A 17,442-nucleotide genomic window follows, 5' to 3' on the forward strand; every position below is an offset into this window, starting at 1 on the left:
GCTCAATGTGTGGCTAACCGGCGCGAATCAATAAATTGGACACACTGTCCAGGCCGGCCCCCGTGACGTCGATTGTTCGACGTCACGGGGCACATTGAAGTCCATTGGATGAGGCCGGGAAAAGTGCTTTGCTGAAAAGTCGGTTCGTCACCCAGCGGGTCGGCGGCTTCATTTTCTCAATACCTGATCTAGGCCCGATGCAGGCCCAGCTTGCCTGACCCTTGAGGACGGGCGCTAGTCTTCGCTATGGGTCAATTTCGGTACATCTGCGGCCCCGGCGCTGCCCCGGCCGGAAAGCGAGGGGTTTTCCATGAAGAAACGGTGGCAGTTGAAGGCGAATTTGCCGTCGGGCAGTGGCGCGCGGGAAAAGCGTCCATCGGGCGACATGACCCAGCTTTGGGCAATGTCGGCCATGTTGGCAGCCATGATCTGATCGGTGATCTGGGCCTTGACCGTGGCGTTGGTGATCTCGACCAGGGTTTCGACCCGGCGGTTGAGATTGCGGCCCATCCAGTCGGCCGAAGAAATAAAGACCCGCGCCTTTTTGTGCGGCAGACCCTTGCCGTTTCCGAAACAGACGATGCGGGAGTGTTCGAGGAACCGCCCGACGATGGACTTCACGCGTATATTGTCGGACAGGTCCTTGATGCCGGGGCGAAGCCCACAGATGCCACGGATCACGAGGCTGATCTTGACCCCGGCCTGAGAGGCGGCGTAGAGCGCGTCGATCACCTCGGAGTCGATCAACGAGTTCATCTTAGCCCAGATTTCTGCCGGTCTGCCTGCTTTGGCATGGGCAATCTCACCCTCGATCATTTCCAGAAGCTTGGGCTTGAGCGAGAGCGGTGAGATTGAGAGGTTTTCAAGCGCCTCGGGCTGGGCGTAACCCGAGAGATAGTTGAACACCTTGGTGGCGTCGCGGCCAAGGGCTGCATCGCAGGTGAACAACGACAAGTCGGTATAGATGCGCGCCGTAATGGGGTGATAGTTGCCGGTGCCATAGTGGGTATAGGTCACCAGCCGGTCACCCTCGCGCCGCACCACGGTGGAAATCTTGGCATGGGTCTTGAGGTCGAGAAATCCATAGACCACATGCGCGCCGGACCGTTCCAACCGGCGGGATTGGCGGATATTCGCGGCTTCATCGAAGCGGGCCTTGAGTTCGACCAGCGCGGTGACGGATTTGCCGTCCTCGGCCGCCTCGCACAGCGCTGAGACGATGGGCGAGTTGTGCGACGTGCGATAGAGCGTCTGCTTGATCGCCACCACATTGGGGTCCCGAGCGGCCTGTTCGAGGAACCGCACCACCATGTCAAAGGTTTCGTAGGGGTGGTGCAGCAGCATGTCCTTTTGCCGGATCGCGGCGAAGAGATCGCCATCGAAATCAGTCACCCGTTCGGGGATGCGCGGGGTGAAGGAAGGCCAGAGCAGGTCGGGGCGGTCATCCAACACCAGCTCGCCCAGATCCGCCATGCCAATCAGGCCGTCGATTTCGACAATCTCGTCGTCGGTGACGTGCAGTTCGCGCCGGATCATCGACAGCAGGCTGGCGGGGGCGTCGGCAGAGATCTTCATCCGAACCACCTCGCCGCGCTTGCGGCGTTTGAGGGCGGTTTCGAACTCGCGGACCAGGTCTTCGGCCTCGTCCTCGACTTCGAGGTCGCTGTCACGCAGCACCCGGAATGCGCAATGACCCTTGAGCGCGTAGCCGGGGAAGAGCGAGGAAATATGTTCCAAGAGAAGGTCTTCGAGCGGCAGGAACCTGTGGGTGCCGTCCGTAGTGGGCAGGGGAACGAACCGGTCGATTTGATGCGGGATCGGCAGTAGCGCCTGAAGCGGGCGCTTGTCGGATTTGCGCTGTAATTGCAGGGCAAGGGCAAAGCCGGTGTTGGGAATGAAGGGGAACGGGTGGGCCGGGTCGATGGCCAGCGGCGAAAGTACCGGGAAAACCTGGGCCAGGAAGACGTCGCGCAGGTGGGTGCGGTCAGCGTCGGTCAGCGTGTCGCGCAGGCAAAGGGAAATGCCAGCCTGTTGCATTTCCGTGGTCAGGTGGTCGAACGTGTCCTGCTGATGCGCCATCAGGCGGCGGGCCTCGGCGTGGATCAGTTTTAGTTGTTCGGCCGGGCTGAGGCCGTCGGCGGCAGGAGTGGTGACGCCTTCGCGGGTAAGTTCGCGCAGGCCAGCGACGCGGACGGTGTAGAATTCATCGAGGTTGGTTGCCGAAATCGACAGGAACCGCAGCCGTTCCAAGAGCGGCACGCGCGGGTTTTCGGCCTCTTCCAGCACTCGCCAGTTGAAGCCCAGCCAGGAAAGTTCGCGATTGTAGAACCGGGCCGGGGTGGTCGGGTCGAAATCTGGCAGAGTGACCGGTTCGGGAAGCGGGTTTTCAAGAAAATCGGCGTGCGTCATGGCGGGTTTGTTCCGGCAGGCATGTAACAGGATAATGAAGGCGAAGCGGGATAATGCGCCCGTTGGGCGAGGATGTCCAGATGGCGCGGATCGGCATGGCCAAACGAGAGGTGGCTGGGAAGGACAGGTACCCAGCCACGCCCCGTTGGACTTTTTTCGATGCGACCGGTTAGGAAGGAGGACGCGGGCCGCATCCGTCTTTCCGGCGCTGCCTCAGGGAGGAGGAAGAGGAAAGCGTCGGTGTGAGTCGAGATTGCTGCGCTGCGGCAAAAATGGGAAGGGTTGAATGCTGCAACTGCACGGCGGCGTGTGGGTTGCTGCTTTTTCGGTGCGAACAAGCTGTTTGGTGCCAAAGGATTGAGCGGTTTGGCGATGGCAAACCTGAAACGGGCGAGCGGATTGATCTCTCGTAAGGTTGTGCGCTGATCGGTTTTGTAAAATCGGCGTGAAGCCAGCCACCAGCTGCGGGTGCTGGTGTGACTCTTACTTATTGCGGCTGGGGCTGGCGCGATTGGAGGGCAAGATGCTTAGAAATGGCAAATTGGGTCTTGTGGTTGCAGGGTTTCTCGCGGCCTGCACGTCGCCTGGAATGACAACGGATAGCGGATTGCACCAGGGGGCCTTGGGGGCCTTTCTGGCGGTCGCACCCGATATGAGCACCTGTAGCGCCGAAGCGGTGTCGGAGCGGCTGGATGTCCGGTTCGAACTGGTCAAGCAGGGGCGCGGGGCGAAGGTCTTCCGGGCCGAGGGCAGTGGAGTTATTGCGGATTACGAGCTGAAAGTGCCGAAAACCGGAAGCGGTTTGGCGACGATTCTGATCGCTAACGTGATTTCGGGGACGGTGCGTTATCAGGCGCTGTCCGACAAGCTGGGCGGGTCGATTGACGGATCGTTCGATGTTCAACCCGCAGGCGGGCCGGTGGCCTACTACGAGACGTTCAGGCCGGGGCGAAATGAGATCCACGTCGGTGCCGGTCTTGATAAGCCACTCAGCGCCGTCGATGTGATTGTGGAGTGCCGCTAGGCAAAGCTGTTATCGCATAACCCCGTCCAGCACCTCGCCCGCCAGTTTGCGGTTGACCTCGCGTCCCTGTGACAGGGCAGCGTGATCGAGGGCCGCAACCACTTGGCGGGCCATGTCGAAGCTGCGATCGATGCGACGGGTCAGGTAGGGGATGGTGTCCGGTGTGGGCGAAAGCTGCCGGTCGGAGAACAGCTTCATCAGCACCGCCATGAGAAGTTCGTCATCGGGGCTTTCGACGATCACGTTGGCTGTGCCTTCGACCCGGCTGGTGAGATCGGGCAGGATCAAGCCCCAGCGGGACGGGGGCAGATGGGCCGTCATCAAAATCGAGTGGCCCTCGGCCAAGGCAAGGTTGTGGAGGTGGAACAGCGCGACTTCAGCCTCGGCGTTGCCAGCGATCATCGGCACGTCTTCGATTGCGACATTGGCTTGCGCCAGCGTTGGGATGTCGAGCCGGGGCAGGGCGGTGGCCTGGACGATCTGGGCGCCCGATTGGGCGGCCCAGACATGAGCGAGATGGGTCTTGCCGGCTCCTGATGGCCCGACCAGGGCAAGTTTGCGCGAAGGCCAGCTTTGCCAGTTTTCGACCATCGCCACCGCATGGGCATTGGCGGGCGAGACAAAGAAATCCTCGCGGCCCAGCGCTTCGATGGCGGGCAGGTCAAATGCAAGCTGATGCGACATTACTCGGCGTTGGCCTCTTGGCTGTCGTCCTGGTCCGCCAGCCCGCGATAAAGGCGGCTGTCGCGGTAGCGATCGGTGAAAAAGCGTGCAAGCACACCCAGCGAGGCCGCCAGCGGCACGGCCACCAGCATCCCGACAAAGCCGAAGAGCGAGCCGAAAACCGACAGCGCGAAGATAAGCCAGACCGGGTGCAGGCCGACGGATGAGCCGACCAGTTTGGGGGTAAGAAGGTTACCCTCGATCACTTGGCCCAGAACGAAAATCCCGGCGACAAGACCGAGCGAAAGCCAGTCTCCCCAGAACTGGAACAGGCCGAGGCCAATGGCGAGCACCCCGCCGAGGATGGCCCCGACATAAGGGATGAAGGTGAGGGCACCGGCGACAAACCCGACGACGAGGCCGAATTGCAGCCCGACGAGCATCAACGCCACGGCGTAATAGGTGCCAAGGATGAGGCAGACCGTCCCCATGCCACGGATGAACGAGGCCAACGTGTTGTCGATCTCGCCCGCCAGTTTGCGGATCACCGGCGCGTGGTCGCGCGGCAGCATCTCGTCGACCGCGGCGATCATGCGGTCCCAGTCATAGAGCAGGTAGATCGCCACCACCGGTACGATCACGAACAAAAGCGCGATGTTGATGATCGAATAGGCAGAGCTGAGAACCGCTTCCAAGAGTTGGCCGCCGCGTTCCTGGACCTTTTCGCCGACGGAAGTGAGCGAGCGGCGCAGAGTGCTGTCGGCATCCATTAGCTCGGGGAAACGATCGGTCAGGAAGGTCTGAAGATCGCGGGCCAGCTGCGGTGCAGTATTGAACAGCGCGATGGCCTGTTCGATCAGCATCGGAATGATCAGAAGCGCCATGACGACAAAAGCCACGACGGCAAAGATCGAGATGATCAGCGTTGCCACGGCGCGCGAGGCGCCCATGTCCTCGAGCCGGTCGGCGACGGGGTCGAGGAAATAGGCCACGGCGCCGCCAAGAACGAAGGGCAGGATCACGTCGCCCAGGTACCACAGCGCCAACACCAGGACGACGGTTACGAGGCCCCAGTATCTCATTTGTGTGCCGACTGGCAGTGCCATGAACTCACCTTCTTGTTGCAGGTATATGTCGCCGCTGCGTCCCGGCAATTCAAGTGTTGAATCGAGGAAGGTCTGGGGAGGTTCAAACGTGAACGCAAACAATGCACTGACAGAAATTACAGGTTACACGGACTCGACAGGCCGGGGGGCAAGGGGTTAGGCCTGAGTATTATGCGAGATCAGGATTTGAGTTTGACGGGCACGAATACGCCCGATGCCAAGGTGGCTCTGCTGGACGTGGCCCGGATTGCCCGGGCGGGCACGTTGCAGGAGGCATGGCAATTCTTTTGTGACGCGATGGCGCGCTGGGGGTTCGACCAGGTGAACTACGGGGTGACGCGGTTTCGGGTGGGCGACAATATCGGCTCGCAGGATGACATCCTGTATTTGACGACCTTGCCGCATGATGTTGCGCAGGAGTATTTCGATACCGGGTTTTTCGCCAAGACTGCGATTTTCCGCTGGCTGGGGGAACATGTGGGATCGGTGTCCTGGGGTTGGGCCCATGACGAGATGGCGGCGGGGCGGCTGAGCCCGCAAGAGGAAGAGGCGCAGCGTCAGACCGAGGCATGGGGCGGCTGGATCGGCTATTCGATTTCTTTCCCCGAAAGCTCGAAACGCGAAAAGGGGGTGCTGGGCCTGCACGCGCGCGCCGGCACGAGCCAGGCGGATGTGGATGCGCTCTGGGCTCGCGATGGCGAGATGATCGAGGCGGTGTGCCTGGCGGCAAACCTGAAGCTGAGCCAGATGCCGGTGCCTGGCGCCAAGTTGACCGAAAGGCAGCGCGAGATCCTTGAGTGGATTGCCGATGGCAAGAGCCTGCAGGATGTCTGTGTGCTGACCGATCTGTCGCTGAGCGCCGTGGACAAACACCTGCGCAAGCTGCGTGACAACCTGGATGTCGAGACAACGGCCCAGGCGGTGGCCAAGGTGACGTTCCTGAACCAGCTGTTCCAGCGCAGTGAGCCGCACAAGCCATAGACCGTTCACCCCCCGCGCTGACGGGTTTCGCGTTGGAAGATGTAGAGCGCGGCGCCGATGATGATGGCTGCGCCCAGCAGGGTGTAGGCGTCGGGGATTTCCCCGAAAATCACGAAGCCCAGAAGCGCCGCATGGATCAGCTTGGTATATTCGATATTGCCGATGACGCTGGCCTCGCCCAGGCGCAGTGCCTTCACGCCGATCCATTGGCCGAGCGTTGCCAGCATGCCCATGGCGGCAAGAAACAGGAATCCGAAGACGTCTGGTGTTACCCAGAGCCATAGGAGTGGAATGCCAGCCAGCAAACCGACAAAGAGCGATTGGTAGACCAGCAGCGTTGCCGTGCTGTCGGTTTGTGATAGGCGGCGCACCGAGGTGACGGCCATGGCGGCACCAAACGCGCCCAGGAGCGGGATCAGCGCATGGAGGTCGAAAAGACCGGTCGCACCGGGACGCATCACGATCACGACGCCGAAAAAACCAACCGCAATGGCGGTGAGGCGGTGGCGGCCTATCGGCTCGTTCAGGAACCACAGGGCCAGCAATGCGGTGAAGAAGACCTGGGCAAAACCCAGCGTGGTGGCCGTGGTGAGCGGCAGCACCGCAACTGCCCAGATGCCGCAGGACAATGCCGTGAAGGCGCCGACCAGCCTAACCCCGTGCAGCAGAGGGTGACGGGTACGCAGGCTATCGGGAAAGCCGCGCGAAATCGCGGGCAGCGAGGACAGAAAGACCGCGACCTGGCGGAAGAACAGGATTTGCAACACGTGGTAGTCGCGCACGGCAAATTTCGCCATTGCCGCAACGATGGCAAACAGCGCGGTGGCCGCAAGCGCCCAGAGAATAGCCCTGGAATTGTTGGTCATCAGAGGTCCTTGAAGGTTGCCTGGTAATTTGGTACCATGGTAACTGTAAATGTAAAGTGCAAATAGAGGAGGGGTGAAGTGACGCAAGCCAGAAATGTGGAGCGAGTACAGACTGGGGTGCGAATTGAAAAACGCGTGTTGCAGGTGCTCAAGGCGCTGGCGGCGCACAAGGAAATCGGGCTGGGCGATCTGATCGAGGGGATCGTGCTGCACAGTTTCGAAGGGAAGCCGGTCTTTGCGACCGAGACATTGAGTTTCATCGAGCAGATGCGGGTGGCCTATGGGCTGGACCTGAGTGCGGAAGACAGCCACTTGCTGACCGAGGAGTAGGGGGCGGTTGTCCTGCTGATGGCGGCCGAAGCGTCATGCGTGCGGATTTCCGCAGTTCCGGAAATGCAGGTAACGGCGCAAGGTCAAGCTGTTCCGTGAGTGTGGGGTGTCACGCCGGGTCCGGGTTGTTCGTGAGTGTGGACCCGGGGAAGGCTGAGCCCTTCAGGAGCCGCTGCCGCAGCTTCGGGTTGGTCGCCTCGGGCTGCCTCAGGCAGATGGCGCCGCCGCTGCCATCCCCATTGCGGCGGCGGCGCGTTTTGTTTTGGGGTTCAGCGGGCTGACAGCGCGGGCTTGCTTGGCGTGCACATAGCCCATAAACCGGGCGCACCCTAAGTGATGCGAGAATCGAAGACATGCGCCTGACCCGCTATTTCCTGCCCGTTCTGAAAGAAAACCCTGCCGAGGCCCAGATCGTCAGCCATCGGTTGATGTTGCGGGCCGGGATGATCAAGCAGGCCAGCTCGGGCATCTATTCCTGGCTGCCGCTGGGGTTCAAGGTGCTGCGCAAAATCGAGAATATCGTGCACGAGGAACAGATGCGCGCGGGCCATTTGCCGATGCAGATGCCGACCATCCAATCGGCCGATTTGTGGCGCGAAAGTGGGCGATATGACGATTATGGCGAGGAAATGCTGCGGGTGAAGGACCGGCATGGGCGTGACATGCTGTTTACGCCCACCGCCGAGGAATTGATCACCGACATTTTCCGCGGCAACGTGTCATCCTACAAGGATCTACCGCTGACCATGTACCAGATCCAGTGGAAGTTCCGCGATGAAATCCGGCCACGGTTCGGCGTGATGCGCGGCCGCGAGTTCTATATGAAGGACGGCTATAATTTCGACCTGACCAAGGAAGACGCGCTGCATGCCTATAACCGCCACCTGGTGAGCTATCTGCGCACCTACGAGCGGATGGGGCTGCAGGCGATCCCGATGCGGGCGGATTCCGGCCCGATTGGCGGCGATGATACGCATGAGTTCCTGGTGCTGGCCGAGACGGGTGAATCCGAGGTGTTCTATGACAGCGCGGTGACCGACCTGACCTTTGGCGACCGTGACATTGATTACGCCAGTCACGAGCAATGTGCCGGGGTGATGGAAGAGTTCACCTCGAAATATGCGCGTACGGATGAGACCCATGACGAGGCGCTGTTCAACGAGATCCCGGAAGAGCGCCGCCGGGTGGCGCGCGGTATCGAGGTGGGGCAGATCTTCTATTTCGGCACCAAGTATTCGGAGCCGTTGGGCGCGACGGTGCAGGGGCCGGATGGAAAACCGGTCGAGGTTCATATGGGCAGCCACGGGATCGGGGTGTCGCGCCTTCTGGGGGCGATCATCGAGGCCAGCCATGACGACAATGGCATCATCTGGCCCGAGGGCGTGACCCCGTTCCACGCCGGGATCGTCAACCTGAAACAGGGCGACGATGAGGCTGACGCGGCCTGTGAAGCGATCTATGCGGCGATGGAAGCGGCGGGGCTGGAACCGCTTTATGACGACCGCAAGGAACGTGCCGGCGGCAAGTTCGCCACCATGGACCTGATCGGGCTGCCCTGGCGCATCACCGTCGGGCCGCGCGGGCTGAAGAACGGTGTGGTCGAGCTGACCTCGCGCCGGACCGGGGAAAGCGAAGAGTTGGCGCCGGAAGAGGCGGTGAAGCGGCTGGTCGAGATTTACGCAGGGCACCGGGTTCGGGGATTGTGAAACCGCGAACCGCTGTTTCTTTTAATAAATGCCCGAGATAACCTGACGGAAAGTTGGGAGATGTCGGGATGCGATGGATTGTAGTTATAGCGCTGATGTTGGCGGGTGTTTCACCCGGATACGCCAATGATGCCAAGATGATACAACGGATCGAGATGGCTTGGCATGACTGGGCGGTGAAAAACCGAATTCCGACCGGGGCGATTGTCATCACCAAAAAGGGAAAAGTGGTGTTGCGATAGGAGGTTGCAGACGCGTTTCTTAGGAGACTGATCTGGACGTAAAGAAACGCCCGCCCTACACTGCCTGCCAAAACCAAGAGGCAGGGCAGATGCTTCTCAGAACGATCACATTGGCGGGCGGCTTGGCCGGGGCGGCGGGGATGTCGCAGTTTCCCGAGTTTTCCCAGCAATATGTTCAGCGCCTGGGCGGGGCGGTGGATGAACTGAGCCGCTTTGTCGAGGAGTTTGACGCCGATGCCGCCAGGCTGAACCTGAGCCGGGAAGCCGCGTTGCAGGATTTGGCAGCGGGCGGCGCGATGGGAGCCGAACGGGCCGGGACTGTGGGCGCAACACTGGCGCGCCATGCGCGGCTGAGCGCGGATTTGCAGGCGTTGCAGGCGGCGGGGCCATTCACCCGCGCCTATCGCGCCACGCGGCTGACCGACACCGAGATTGCCACCAATGCCTGGACTGCGTTCAAACCGGCGATGCCGCTGACCTTTGAAGGCGCGAGTTTTGCCGGGATCGGGTTTCTGGGCGGAATCCTTGCACTGGGCGGGGTTTTCGCGCTTTTGCGGCGGCTGTTCGGGCGGCGGAAACCCACACAGGCCGAGGCCAATCGCTTGACCTGAGCCGGCGCGCGGCGCAAGTTGCGCGGCAACAACGACAAGAGACCTTTTATGGCAGGCAGCACCCCCCCGTTTTCCCGTTTCGAGTTCATGATCGCCTGGCGATACCTGCGCGCCCGCCGCGCCGAGGGCGGCGTCAGCGTGATGACCTGGATTTCGTTGATCGGCATCACGCTGGCGGTGGCGGCGCTGATCATTACGCTGGCCGTGCGTTCGGGGTTCCGGGCCGAATTCGTTGACACGATCCTGGGCGCCAATGCCCACGTGACGGTCTATAATTCCGCCGAGGTGGAGGCGAATGGCAGGCTGGACCGGACCATCGCTGACTACGAAGCCATGGCCGAGAGGGTGCGTGCGGTCGAAGGAGTGATCCGGGCGGCACCGCTGATCAAGGGTCAGGTGATGGCCAACGCACGCGGTCGCAACGCCGGCGTCGAAGTCTTCGGTATCACAGAGGAAAACCTCAAAACCATCCCGCGTGTCGCCAACCCGCAGGAGGCCTACGGCGACATCAACCGGTTCACCCATGGGATTGCCATCGGATCGGGAGTGGCACGGGAACTGGGCGTGGCCGCGGGCGAAAAGATCAAGATCATCAGCCCCAACGGAATCAAGACCGCCTTTGGCACCAGCCCCCGGGTCAAGGCCTATGAGGTGACTTACGTTTTCACCGCCGGGCGTTACGACATCGATCGCACACGGGTCTACATGCCCTTTGCCGAGGCACAGTCGTTCTTCAACCGCGAGGGTGTGGCCGATGAGCTTGAGGTCATGGTGGCCGAGCCTGAGAATGTCGACATGCTGGCGGTGGATCTGATCCGGGCCGGTGGCGAGCGCACGCTTCTGTGGACCTGGCGGGATGCGTCCGGGTCGTTTCTCAAGGCGCTGGATATCGAGGACAACGTGATGTTCGTGATCCTGTCGATCCTGGTGCTGATCGCGGCGATGAACATCACCTCGGGGCTGATCATGCTGGTCAAGAACAAGGGGCGCGACATTGGCATCTTGCGGACCATGGGCCTGACCGAAGGCTCGGTGCTCAGGGTGTTCTTCATCTGCGGCGCGTTTACCGGGGTGATCGGCACGGCGTTCGGCGTTCTTTTGGGCTGTCTCTTTGCCATCTATATCGATCCGATCTTTGCGGTCGTTGATTGGCTTTCTGGTGGTGGCGTCTGGAACCCGGAGCATCGCGGCATTTCCTTCCTACCGGCAAAACTGGTCTTGGAAGACGTGCTTTCCGCCGTAGCCCTATCGTTAGGGCTTAGCTTTATCGTTACCATATTCCCGGCCCGGCGTGCGGCCCGGATGAACCCGGTGGAGGCGCTGCGCTATGAGTGATCCGGTGCTGGAGCTGGCGGGCGTCGCCAAGACATACAACAAGGGCAAGCCTGGCGCGGTCGAAGTGCTGTCAGGCGTCGACCTGACGGTGCGGGAGGGTGAGATCGTCGCGCTGGTGGCGCCGAGCGGTGCCGGCAAATCGACGCTGTTGCACATTGCCGGGCTGTTGGACGTGGCCGACACAGGATCGGTGAAGATCTCCGGGCAGGAGATGGTGGGCCTCAGCGATCGCCGTCGCACGGCGGCGCGGCGGCAGGAGGTCGGGTTCGTCTATCAGTTTCACCACCTGCTGCCCGAGTTCACGGCGTTGGAGAATGTTGTGCTGCCGCAACTGGCCAACGGGACCGCGCGGGCCGAGGCCAATCTTCGCGCTGCCGACCTGCTGGCGCGGGTCGACGTGGGCGATCGCGCCGATCACCGGCCCGCAGCGATGTCCGGCGGCGAACAGCAGCGGGTGGCGTTCTGCCGGGCGCTGGCCAACGGGCCGCGGCTTCTGCTTGCGGACGAGCCCACCGGCAACCTGGACCCGGCCACGTCGGAAACGGTGTTCGAGACCCTGATCGAACTGGCGCGTGGTACCGGTCTGTCGGCACTGATCGCCACCCACAATATGGCGCTGGCCGCCCGGATGGACCGGATTTTGCGCTTGGACAATGGGACGCTCGTGGCCGGCTAGGTGGTGCGGTCTTAGCCAAATCCACCCTGTTGAAATGAGCAATTGGTCCAAGTACGAGAATGGGCTGGGTCTCTTTCTTGGGAGAATACTCAAACACAAACGATCCGTCGGGTGCGTTGCAGGCAATCGCAATGCTGCATTTGCCGCCCCGCCGCGCGAAAGCGCGCGCTACCAGATTCCATGCAGGTCGAGCGAAACGAGGCACCCGGCGACGGCACAAAACCTCTCAGTTTATCCGATCAGTGAGAAATGATGCCGTTCGGTGCGGATACCGCGGGCTTTGAGTTCCTCTTCGAACCGTTCATGTGGCGGCACACAGGCATGGGGCAAGCGTAACTTGCGGCTGTCGACAAGGATCAGGGTGATGCGCACCGACAGGTCGAGCCGCGTGTCGAACCGTACCCGGTCGATCAGGTTGAAGGGTACCGTGTCGCCACTGCGCAGGCTTTGCCATGTGATGTGGCGCTCGCCAAGGGACAGGGTCGAGCGCGGGTTGGCGATGAACTCCCACAGGGCAGGCAAGGTGAATGCAAACACCGCCGCCGCGATATAGGGTGAGAGATCGATGATCCAAAGACCCAAGAGCAGCGCGCCCCAGATCAGGGACAGGACGACGGCGGCGCGGCGCGAGCGGCCTTGGTTTTCGAACTGATAGTCGATCATTCTCTGACCCTAGCGTCCGCCCGATACGTCGAGATGAGCGCCGGTGACGTAGGAGGCGGCATCGGACAAAAGCCACAGTACCGCCTCGGCCACTTCCTCGGCGCTGCCGGGGCGGCCGATGGGGACGGTGCCGCCCAGCCGCTTGGCCCGGTCGGGTTCGCCCCCCTTGGTGTGGATGTCAGTCAGGATCAGGCCTGGGCGGATGGCGTTGACGCGAATACCTTCGGGCGCAAGCTCATCGGCGAGCCCCTTGGTGAAGGTATCGATGGCGCCCTTCGAAGCGGCATAATCAATATAGAGATTGGCCGAACCCAGCCTTGCCGCCGCCGAAGAGATGTTGACGATATGGCCCTTGGCCGGCGCGGCGCGCATATGGGCAACGGCGTGTTTGGCCACGAGAATGGCCCCGACGACATTGATGGCAAAGATGCGTGTCAGGCGCTCGGCATCGAGATCGTTGATCGAGGCCGTGGGTGCCACGATCCCGGCGTTGTTGATCAGGTCGATCGGCGTGGCCGGGTTGATCCCGGCAAAGAGCGCTTCGATCGAAGTCGGCTCGGCGACATCGCATTGCACAACCTGCGCGGTCTGACCTGCCGCTTCGATGTCGGTGGCAACAGCGCGAGCGGCGGCTTCGTCGGAATGGTAGGTCAGGATGACGTCGCGGCCTTGGGCCGCGCCGAGGCGGGCGCAGGCGGCGCCGATGCCGTTTGATCCACCGGTGATGAGAAGCGTGTTGTGAGGCATGTTCAGGTAATCCGGAAGGCGCGTTTGACATCGTCGAGCGCCTCTTTCTGCTGGGTGTTGAGCGAGGTGGAACTGGCTGTCAGGGTGGCGTTCACGATCGACAAGAGCGGGGTGAAGACGTCCTGCCCGGCCATCCGTACAAGTTTGCGCGAGAGCCGCGAGATGGCGGCGTCGGGCGAGCCACATTCCGACGCCATCCACCGCCCCAGGATGGCGAGTTCATCGGCGTCCTGTTTCGACAGGTTCAACGTCTTTCCCATGGACCGCGTCAGCGCGCTGCGCTGTTCCGAGGTGGGCAGGTCATCAAGCTCGAGAAACGCCGAGGCGATTCCGGCGATGGCAATCGAAGGCTCTTCAATCGATTCTGCCGGGTGGATGTCGGCGTTGCGGCGAAATCCGAAGCGGCGCGCAGCCAGGCGCACGTCATTGGCCATGTCGATCAGGTCGCCCGCGGCGTCGGCGGCGTTGCGCGCCCTGATGACAAAGTAGAGAACGGCGGTGATGGCGCCGACAATGGCAAGCAGAACTGGCATGGAACAACCTTTGTGAACCTTTGTGCAGCCGGAGGTTAGGCGGCAGCAAGCGCTGGGGCAAGCGGTTCGGTGTTAATGCGTCGCGGTTTCGGCCACAGAATCCACCATGGCATAGCCATCATAGGCGATGTCACCGGACCAGCGCCACGTCGCGATAAGCGGGGCGTCACGGGTCAGGGTCTGGTGCGGGATCACTGAGGGATGGTGAATGATCTCGCCGGTGTGGCGTTGTACCGGGGCGTCGTCGCCTGTGCCCCAGAGCGAGCGGCCCCCCAGCAGGATATAGGTTTCCTCGGCTGGGTGGGTGCGCAGCCCGTAGTGAAAACCGGCTTGCTGGACATAAAGACCGACGCGCACGGTTGGATGGTAAAACTGGCCGGTGGGGCCGATCAGTTCATTCACCAGCATACCCGCGGCCCAGTCGGGTTTCAGTCCGGCGATGGCGCCGGAGGCATCGGTCCAGTGTAGATGGGGCAGGGCACGGGCAATGACCTCGTGACCCGGGTGGGCGTCGATGGCGAGCGCATCGAGGGCCAGTTGCGGCATGTCGTTGAGAGGCAAGGGCATGGGGGTGGTGGCGGCCTTGATCAGGGCGCAGGACGCATCGTGTGCGCCCTTGCGGTGTTCGCCCGCGTATAGGCCGGCGAGGAACATCATCAGTGAGCTGAGTTTGTGGGGTGTAGGATGGGACATGGGCCGAGCACCGAACAGGGGTTGATCGGGTCATTTGGCCGGATTCGACAAGTATATGCGCGCCGGGTTGCGGCATGGGTTAGTCGCGATCAGGCGGCTTGATTGCGACGTGGTTTGGTCGGTTTTGGTCCGGGCGGCTTGCCTCGCCCGGACGTGCGAGTCTCGCGAGACGGCCTGTCAGGGCAAGGCGAGCGGTGCTCTCATCCCAGGATACGGGTGAGCATTTCGGTGCTGTCGCGGGATAGGTCCGGGGTGGCGAGGATGCGTTCCAGTTGGGCCTTGATCAGGTCCTGGCGGGTGGTGTCATAGCGTTTCCAGGACTCGAAGGCGGTGCACATCCGGGCGGTGGTCTGGGGATTCAGCGGATCGAGCGCAATCAGGTTGTCGGCCAGAAGCTGGTAACCTGCACCGGACCTCTGGTGGAAGCCTGCGCCGCTCATCGTCAGCGCGCCGAGCGTGGCGCGGAAACGGTTGGGGTTCTTGATGGTGAAGTCCGGGTGTTCGGTCAGGCGCGCGGCGATCGTCGCGGCGTCCGAAGGGGCAGCATGGATGATCTGGGCCGAGAACCATTTGTCGATCACCAGCCGGTCATGTTGCCATTGCTCGTAAAACCGCGTCACCGCATCGGCGCCATTGCCCGCGGAGATGAGGGCGCCAAGGGCGCTGAGTTGCTGAGTCATGTTGTCGGCGTGGTCGAACTGTTCCTGCGCGAGGTGGCCGCCGTCGAGCCGGTTGAGCATGGACATGGCCGCATTGGCAAGCGAGCGGGTGCCGGATTGTTCGGCATTGGGCGCATAGGCGGCCGTGACCTGATATTGGGCGTGCAGGCGGGTGATGGTGTCCTGATAGGCCTCAGCCCGGACCTGCTTGAGGGTTTCGAGTGCCTCGTAGATCGCATCAGGATCGGGGGTTTGGCCTTGGTCGAACAGGGTCTGGGCCAGTTCGTCTTGCGAGGGCAGGCCAAGGGCGAGGGCGCGGAACGCCGGGTCCTGGGTGTCGTCGCGCAGCAATGTGTGGAGTGCATCGAGATAGGCCGAGGACGGGGCGGCCCCGTCGCGGATCATCGCCAGGAGGGTTTCCAGGGCCAGGTTGTCACCGGCCTGCCAACGGTTGAACGGGTCGGTGTCGTTGGCCAAGAGGAAGGCGTTGGTGGCGGTATCCGTATCCTGTTCAAGGATCACCGGGGCGGAGAAATCGCGCAGGATCGAGGGCACGGGTTTGGTGGCGAGACCCTCGAATGTGAAGCTTTGCTCAGCCTCGGTCATTTCGAGCACGGTGGTGTCCTGCACCTCGTCGCCGTTGGGGTTGAGCAGGCCAACGGCGATGGGAATGACGCGGGGGTCCTTCATTTCCTGTCCCGGAGTGGGCGGGGTTTGTTGTTTGAACGTCAGGGTATAGCTGCCGTCGTTGAAGTCATCCTTTACCGACAAGCGGGGCGTGCCGGCCTGTTCGTACCAGCGTTTGAACTGGCTGAGATCGCGACCGGTGGTGTCTTCGAACACCTTGAGCCAGTCTTCGATGGTGGCGGCGTCGCCGTCGTGGCGGTCGAAATAGAGGTCGAGCGCCTTGGTGTAGGCATCATCGCCCACCAGCGTTTTCAGCATGCCGATCAGCTCGGCACCTTTTTCATAGACGGTGGCGGTGTAGAAGTTGTTGATTTCGACAAAGCTGTCAGGGCGCACCGGGTGGGCGAGCGGGCCGTTGTCTTCGCGGAACTGGCGGCCACGCAGGGCGATGACGTCGTCGATCCGTTTGACGGGCGCGCTGCGCATGTCGGCGGTGAACTGGGCATCACGGAAGACCGTCAAACCCTCTTTGAGGCACAGCTGGAACCAGTCGCGGCAGGTGATGCGATTGCCGGTCCAGTTGTGGAAGTATTCATGCGCGATGATCGCTTCGATGCGCTCGAAGTTCATGTCCGTGCTGGTTTCGGGGCTGGCCAGAACGCAGGAGGAGTTGAAGATGTTCAGCCCCTTGTTCTCCATCGCGCCCATGTTGAAATCATCGACTGCGACAATGTTGAATTCATCAAGGTCGTATTCGCGGCCATAGATGTCCTCGTCCCATTTCATTGATTTTTTCAGCGCCTCCATACCGAAGGCGCATTTGTCTTCGTCGCCGGGGCGGACCCAGATGGCGAGGTCGACCTCTTTGCCGGACATGGTGGTGAACTTGTCCTCGTGTGCGATCAGATCGCCCGCGACGAGGGCGAAGAGGTAGGCCGGTTTGGGCCAGGGGTCCTGGTAGATGGTATAGTTGGGGGTCTGATCCTGGGTCAGATCGGTGTGGTAGAGTAGGCCGTTGCCATTTGAGAGCATCACCGGGGTGTGCTCTTGCGTGCTTTCAATCCGGACGGTGAATTGTGCCATCACATCGGGGCGGTCGGGATACCAGGTGATCTTGCGAAAGCCCTCGGCCTCGCATTGGGTGCAGTACATGCCGTTTGACATGTAGAGCCCTTCGAGCGCCGTGTTGTCCTGTGGGTTGATTTCGACTTCACACTCCCAGTTGAAGGGGGCGTGGGGGACATCAACCTCGATCCCGCCGGGTTCTTCGTAGATTTTGGGTTCGTGACCATCAACCTTGATCGATATCGTCTTGAGACCTTCGCCGTGCAGGAAGAACGGGCGGTCGTGCACGTCATAGTCAGGGCGGAAGCGAATGCGCGAGATCACGCGGGTGGCGGTGGGGTGCAGGCGGAAGGTCAGGTGCACATCGTCGATGATCCAACCGAAGGGTTTGTAATCCTTGAGATAGATGGTTTCACCGTCGGCCATGGGTCGTGCTCCTTTTTGACAGATCATAGGTGTAACCGGATGCGGGCGGGTGGCAAGGGGCAGGTCCGGTGTTTTGGCCG

At 61.7% G+C, this 17,442-nt stretch carries 17 protein-coding genes; 8 read left to right on the plus strand and 9 right to left on the minus strand.

What is annotated here, in order from left to right:
• Window positions 1-234: 234 nt before the first annotated feature.
• A complete protein-coding gene (locus RXV86_RS16335; RefSeq protein WP_316301324.1) occupies window positions 235-2,409 on the minus strand; it encodes an RNA degradosome polyphosphate kinase in 2,175 nt (724 codons plus the stop codon).
• Window positions 2,410-2,998: 589 nt separating this feature from the next.
• On the opposite strand from RXV86_RS16335, the gene RXV86_RS16340 reads away from it, so the two are divergent.
• Window positions 2,999-3,433 carry a hypothetical protein gene (locus RXV86_RS16340; protein ID WP_316301325.1) on the plus strand — a complete coding sequence of 145 codons (435 nt, stop codon included), beginning with the start codon at window positions 2,999-3,001 and terminating at the stop codon, window positions 3,431-3,433.
• Window positions 3,434-3,442: 9 nt separating this feature from the next.
• Here RXV86_RS16340 and RXV86_RS16345 read toward each other — a convergent pair whose 3' ends face one another.
• Together RXV86_RS16345 and RXV86_RS16350 are read right to left on the minus strand one after the other, a co-directional pair.
• The gene (locus RXV86_RS16345) at window positions 3,443-4,117 is read right to left on the minus strand and encodes a DnaA/Hda family protein (RefSeq protein ID WP_316301326.1); all 675 of its coding nucleotides are present in this window, start codon (window positions 4,115-4,117) and stop codon (window positions 3,443-3,445) included.
• Window positions 4,117-5,202, minus strand: a complete 1,086-nt coding sequence (locus RXV86_RS16350; RefSeq protein ID WP_316301327.1) for an AI-2E family transporter — start codon at window positions 5,200-5,202, stop codon at window positions 4,117-4,119. The genes RXV86_RS16345 and RXV86_RS16350 overlap by 1 nt, the downstream gene beginning before the upstream one ends.
• Before the next feature lie 192 nt (window positions 5,203-5,394).
• Here RXV86_RS16350 and RXV86_RS16355 point away from each other — a divergent pair, with 192 nt between their 5' ends.
• Entirely contained in the window at window positions 5,395-6,183 is a 789-nt protein-coding gene (locus RXV86_RS16355) for an autoinducer binding domain-containing protein (RefSeq protein ID WP_316301328.1), read from the plus strand.
• Window positions 6,184-6,188: 5 nt separating this feature from the next.
• Here RXV86_RS16355 and RXV86_RS16360 read toward each other — a convergent pair whose 3' ends face one another.
• A complete protein-coding gene (locus tag RXV86_RS16360; protein WP_316301329.1) occupies window positions 6,189-7,049 on the minus strand; it encodes a DMT family transporter in 861 nt (286 codons plus the stop codon).
• Between the two features lie 78 nt (window positions 7,050-7,127).
• Here RXV86_RS16360 and RXV86_RS16365 point away from each other — a divergent pair, with 78 nt between their 5' ends.
• The 6 genes from RXV86_RS16365 to RXV86_RS16390 all read left to right on the plus strand — a co-directional run bounded on the left by RXV86_RS16365 (window position 7,128) and on the right by RXV86_RS16390 (window position 11,949).
• The gene (locus RXV86_RS16365) at window positions 7,128-7,379 is read left to right on the plus strand and encodes a hypothetical protein (RefSeq protein WP_316301330.1); all 252 of its coding nucleotides are present in this window, start codon (window positions 7,128-7,130) and stop codon (window positions 7,377-7,379) included.
• A gap of 353 nt (window positions 7,380-7,732) precedes the next feature.
• Window positions 7,733-9,085 (plus strand): proline--tRNA ligase, encoded by a 1,353-nt coding sequence (proS, locus tag RXV86_RS16370; RefSeq protein WP_316301331.1) that lies wholly within the window; start codon window positions 7,733-7,735, stop codon window positions 9,083-9,085.
• Between the two features lie 68 nt (window positions 9,086-9,153).
• Complete coding sequence (locus RXV86_RS16375; protein ID WP_316301332.1) at window positions 9,154-9,327, plus strand: hypothetical protein; 174 nt, start codon at window positions 9,154-9,156, stop codon at window positions 9,325-9,327.
• Window positions 9,328-9,416: 89 nt separating this feature from the next.
• A complete protein-coding gene (locus RXV86_RS16380) occupies window positions 9,417-9,938 on the plus strand; it encodes a DUF2937 family protein (RefSeq protein ID WP_316301333.1) in 522 nt (173 codons plus the stop codon).
• 48 nt (window positions 9,939-9,986) lie between these two features.
• Window positions 9,987-11,273, plus strand: coding sequence for a lipoprotein-releasing ABC transporter permease subunit (locus tag RXV86_RS16385; RefSeq protein WP_316301334.1), 1,287 nt, complete (start codon window positions 9,987-9,989; stop codon window positions 11,271-11,273).
• Entirely contained in the window at window positions 11,266-11,949 is a 684-nt protein-coding gene (locus RXV86_RS16390; RefSeq protein ID WP_316301335.1) for an ABC transporter ATP-binding protein, read from the plus strand. The genes RXV86_RS16385 and RXV86_RS16390 overlap by 8 nt, the downstream gene beginning before the upstream one ends.
• 231 nt (window positions 11,950-12,180) lie before the next feature.
• On the opposite strand, the gene RXV86_RS16395 is transcribed toward RXV86_RS16390, so the two are convergent.
• The 5 genes from RXV86_RS16395 to pepN form a co-directional block, all read right to left on the minus strand.
• Window positions 12,181-12,612, minus strand: a complete 432-nt coding sequence (locus tag RXV86_RS16395) for a hypothetical protein (protein WP_316301336.1) — start codon at window positions 12,610-12,612, stop codon at window positions 12,181-12,183.
• Window positions 12,613-12,621: 9 nt separating this feature from the next.
• Window positions 12,622-13,359: an SDR family oxidoreductase gene (locus RXV86_RS16400; protein ID WP_316301337.1), complete on the minus strand. Its 738-nt coding sequence runs from the start codon at window positions 13,357-13,359 to the stop codon at window positions 12,622-12,624.
• A 2-nt stretch (window positions 13,360-13,361) separates the two neighbouring features.
• Entirely contained in the window at window positions 13,362-13,892 is a 531-nt protein-coding gene (locus RXV86_RS16405; RefSeq protein WP_316301338.1) for a hypothetical protein, read from the minus strand.
• A gap of 72 nt (window positions 13,893-13,964) precedes the next feature.
• Window positions 13,965-14,585 carry a dimethylsulfonioproprionate lyase family protein gene (locus RXV86_RS16410; protein ID WP_316301339.1) on the minus strand — a complete coding sequence of 207 codons (621 nt, stop codon included), beginning with the start codon at window positions 14,583-14,585 and terminating at the stop codon, window positions 13,965-13,967.
• 200 nt (window positions 14,586-14,785) lie between these two features.
• Window positions 14,786-17,362: an aminopeptidase N gene (gene pepN, locus RXV86_RS16415; protein WP_316301340.1), complete on the minus strand. Its 2,577-nt coding sequence runs from the start codon at window positions 17,360-17,362 to the stop codon at window positions 14,786-14,788.
• Window positions 17,363-17,442 lie beyond the last annotated feature (80 nt).

It is taken from the genome of Aliisedimentitalea sp. MJ-SS2 (genome assembly GCF_032586155.1).
In the GTDB taxonomy this organism is placed as follows: domain Bacteria; phylum Pseudomonadota; class Alphaproteobacteria; order Rhodobacterales; family Rhodobacteraceae; genus JAWHTC01.

Bases quoted from the DNA above. Each gene is read 5' to 3' on its own strand.
- RXV86_RS16335 (WP_316301324.1), bottom strand. From the start codon at position 2,409: ATGACGCACGCCGATTTTCTTGAAAACCCGCTTCCCGAACCGGTCACT.
- RXV86_RS16340 (WP_316301325.1), top strand. From the start codon at position 2,999: ATGACAACGGATAGCGGATTGCACCAGGGGGCCTTGGGGGCCTTTCTG.
- RXV86_RS16345 (WP_316301326.1), bottom strand. From the start codon at position 4,117: ATGTCGCATCAGCTTGCATTTGACCTGCCCGCCATCGAAGCGCTGGGC.
- RXV86_RS16350 (WP_316301327.1), bottom strand. From the start codon at position 5,202: ATGGCACTGCCAGTCGGCACACAAATGAGATACTGGGGCCTCGTAACC.
- RXV86_RS16360 (WP_316301329.1), bottom strand. From the start codon at position 7,049: ATGACCAACAATTCCAGGGCTATTCTCTGGGCGCTTGCGGCCACCGCG.
- proS (WP_316301331.1), top strand. From the start codon at position 7,733: ATGCGCCTGACCCGCTATTTCCTGCCCGTTCTGAAAGAAAACCCTGCC.
- RXV86_RS16375 (WP_316301332.1), top strand. From the start codon at position 9,154: ATGCGATGGATTGTAGTTATAGCGCTGATGTTGGCGGGTGTTTCACCC.
- RXV86_RS16380 (WP_316301333.1), top strand. From the start codon at position 9,417: ATGCTTCTCAGAACGATCACATTGGCGGGCGGCTTGGCCGGGGCGGCG.
- RXV86_RS16385 (WP_316301334.1), top strand. From the start codon at position 9,987: ATGGCAGGCAGCACCCCCCCGTTTTCCCGTTTCGAGTTCATGATCGCC.
- RXV86_RS16390 (WP_316301335.1), top strand. From the start codon at position 11,266: ATGAGTGATCCGGTGCTGGAGCTGGCGGGCGTCGCCAAGACATACAAC.
- RXV86_RS16395 (WP_316301336.1), bottom strand. From the start codon at position 12,612: ATGATCGACTATCAGTTCGAAAACCAAGGCCGCTCGCGCCGCGCCGCC.
- RXV86_RS16400 (WP_316301337.1), bottom strand. From the start codon at position 13,359: ATGCCTCACAACACGCTTCTCATCACCGGTGGATCAAACGGCATCGGC.
- RXV86_RS16405 (WP_316301338.1), bottom strand. From the start codon at position 13,892: ATGCCAGTTCTGCTTGCCATTGTCGGCGCCATCACCGCCGTTCTCTAC.
- RXV86_RS16410 (WP_316301339.1), bottom strand. From the start codon at position 14,585: ATGTCCCATCCTACACCCCACAAACTCAGCTCACTGATGATGTTCCTC.
- pepN (WP_316301340.1), bottom strand. From the start codon at position 17,362: ATGGCCGACGGTGAAACCATCTATCTCAAGGATTACAAACCCTTCGGT.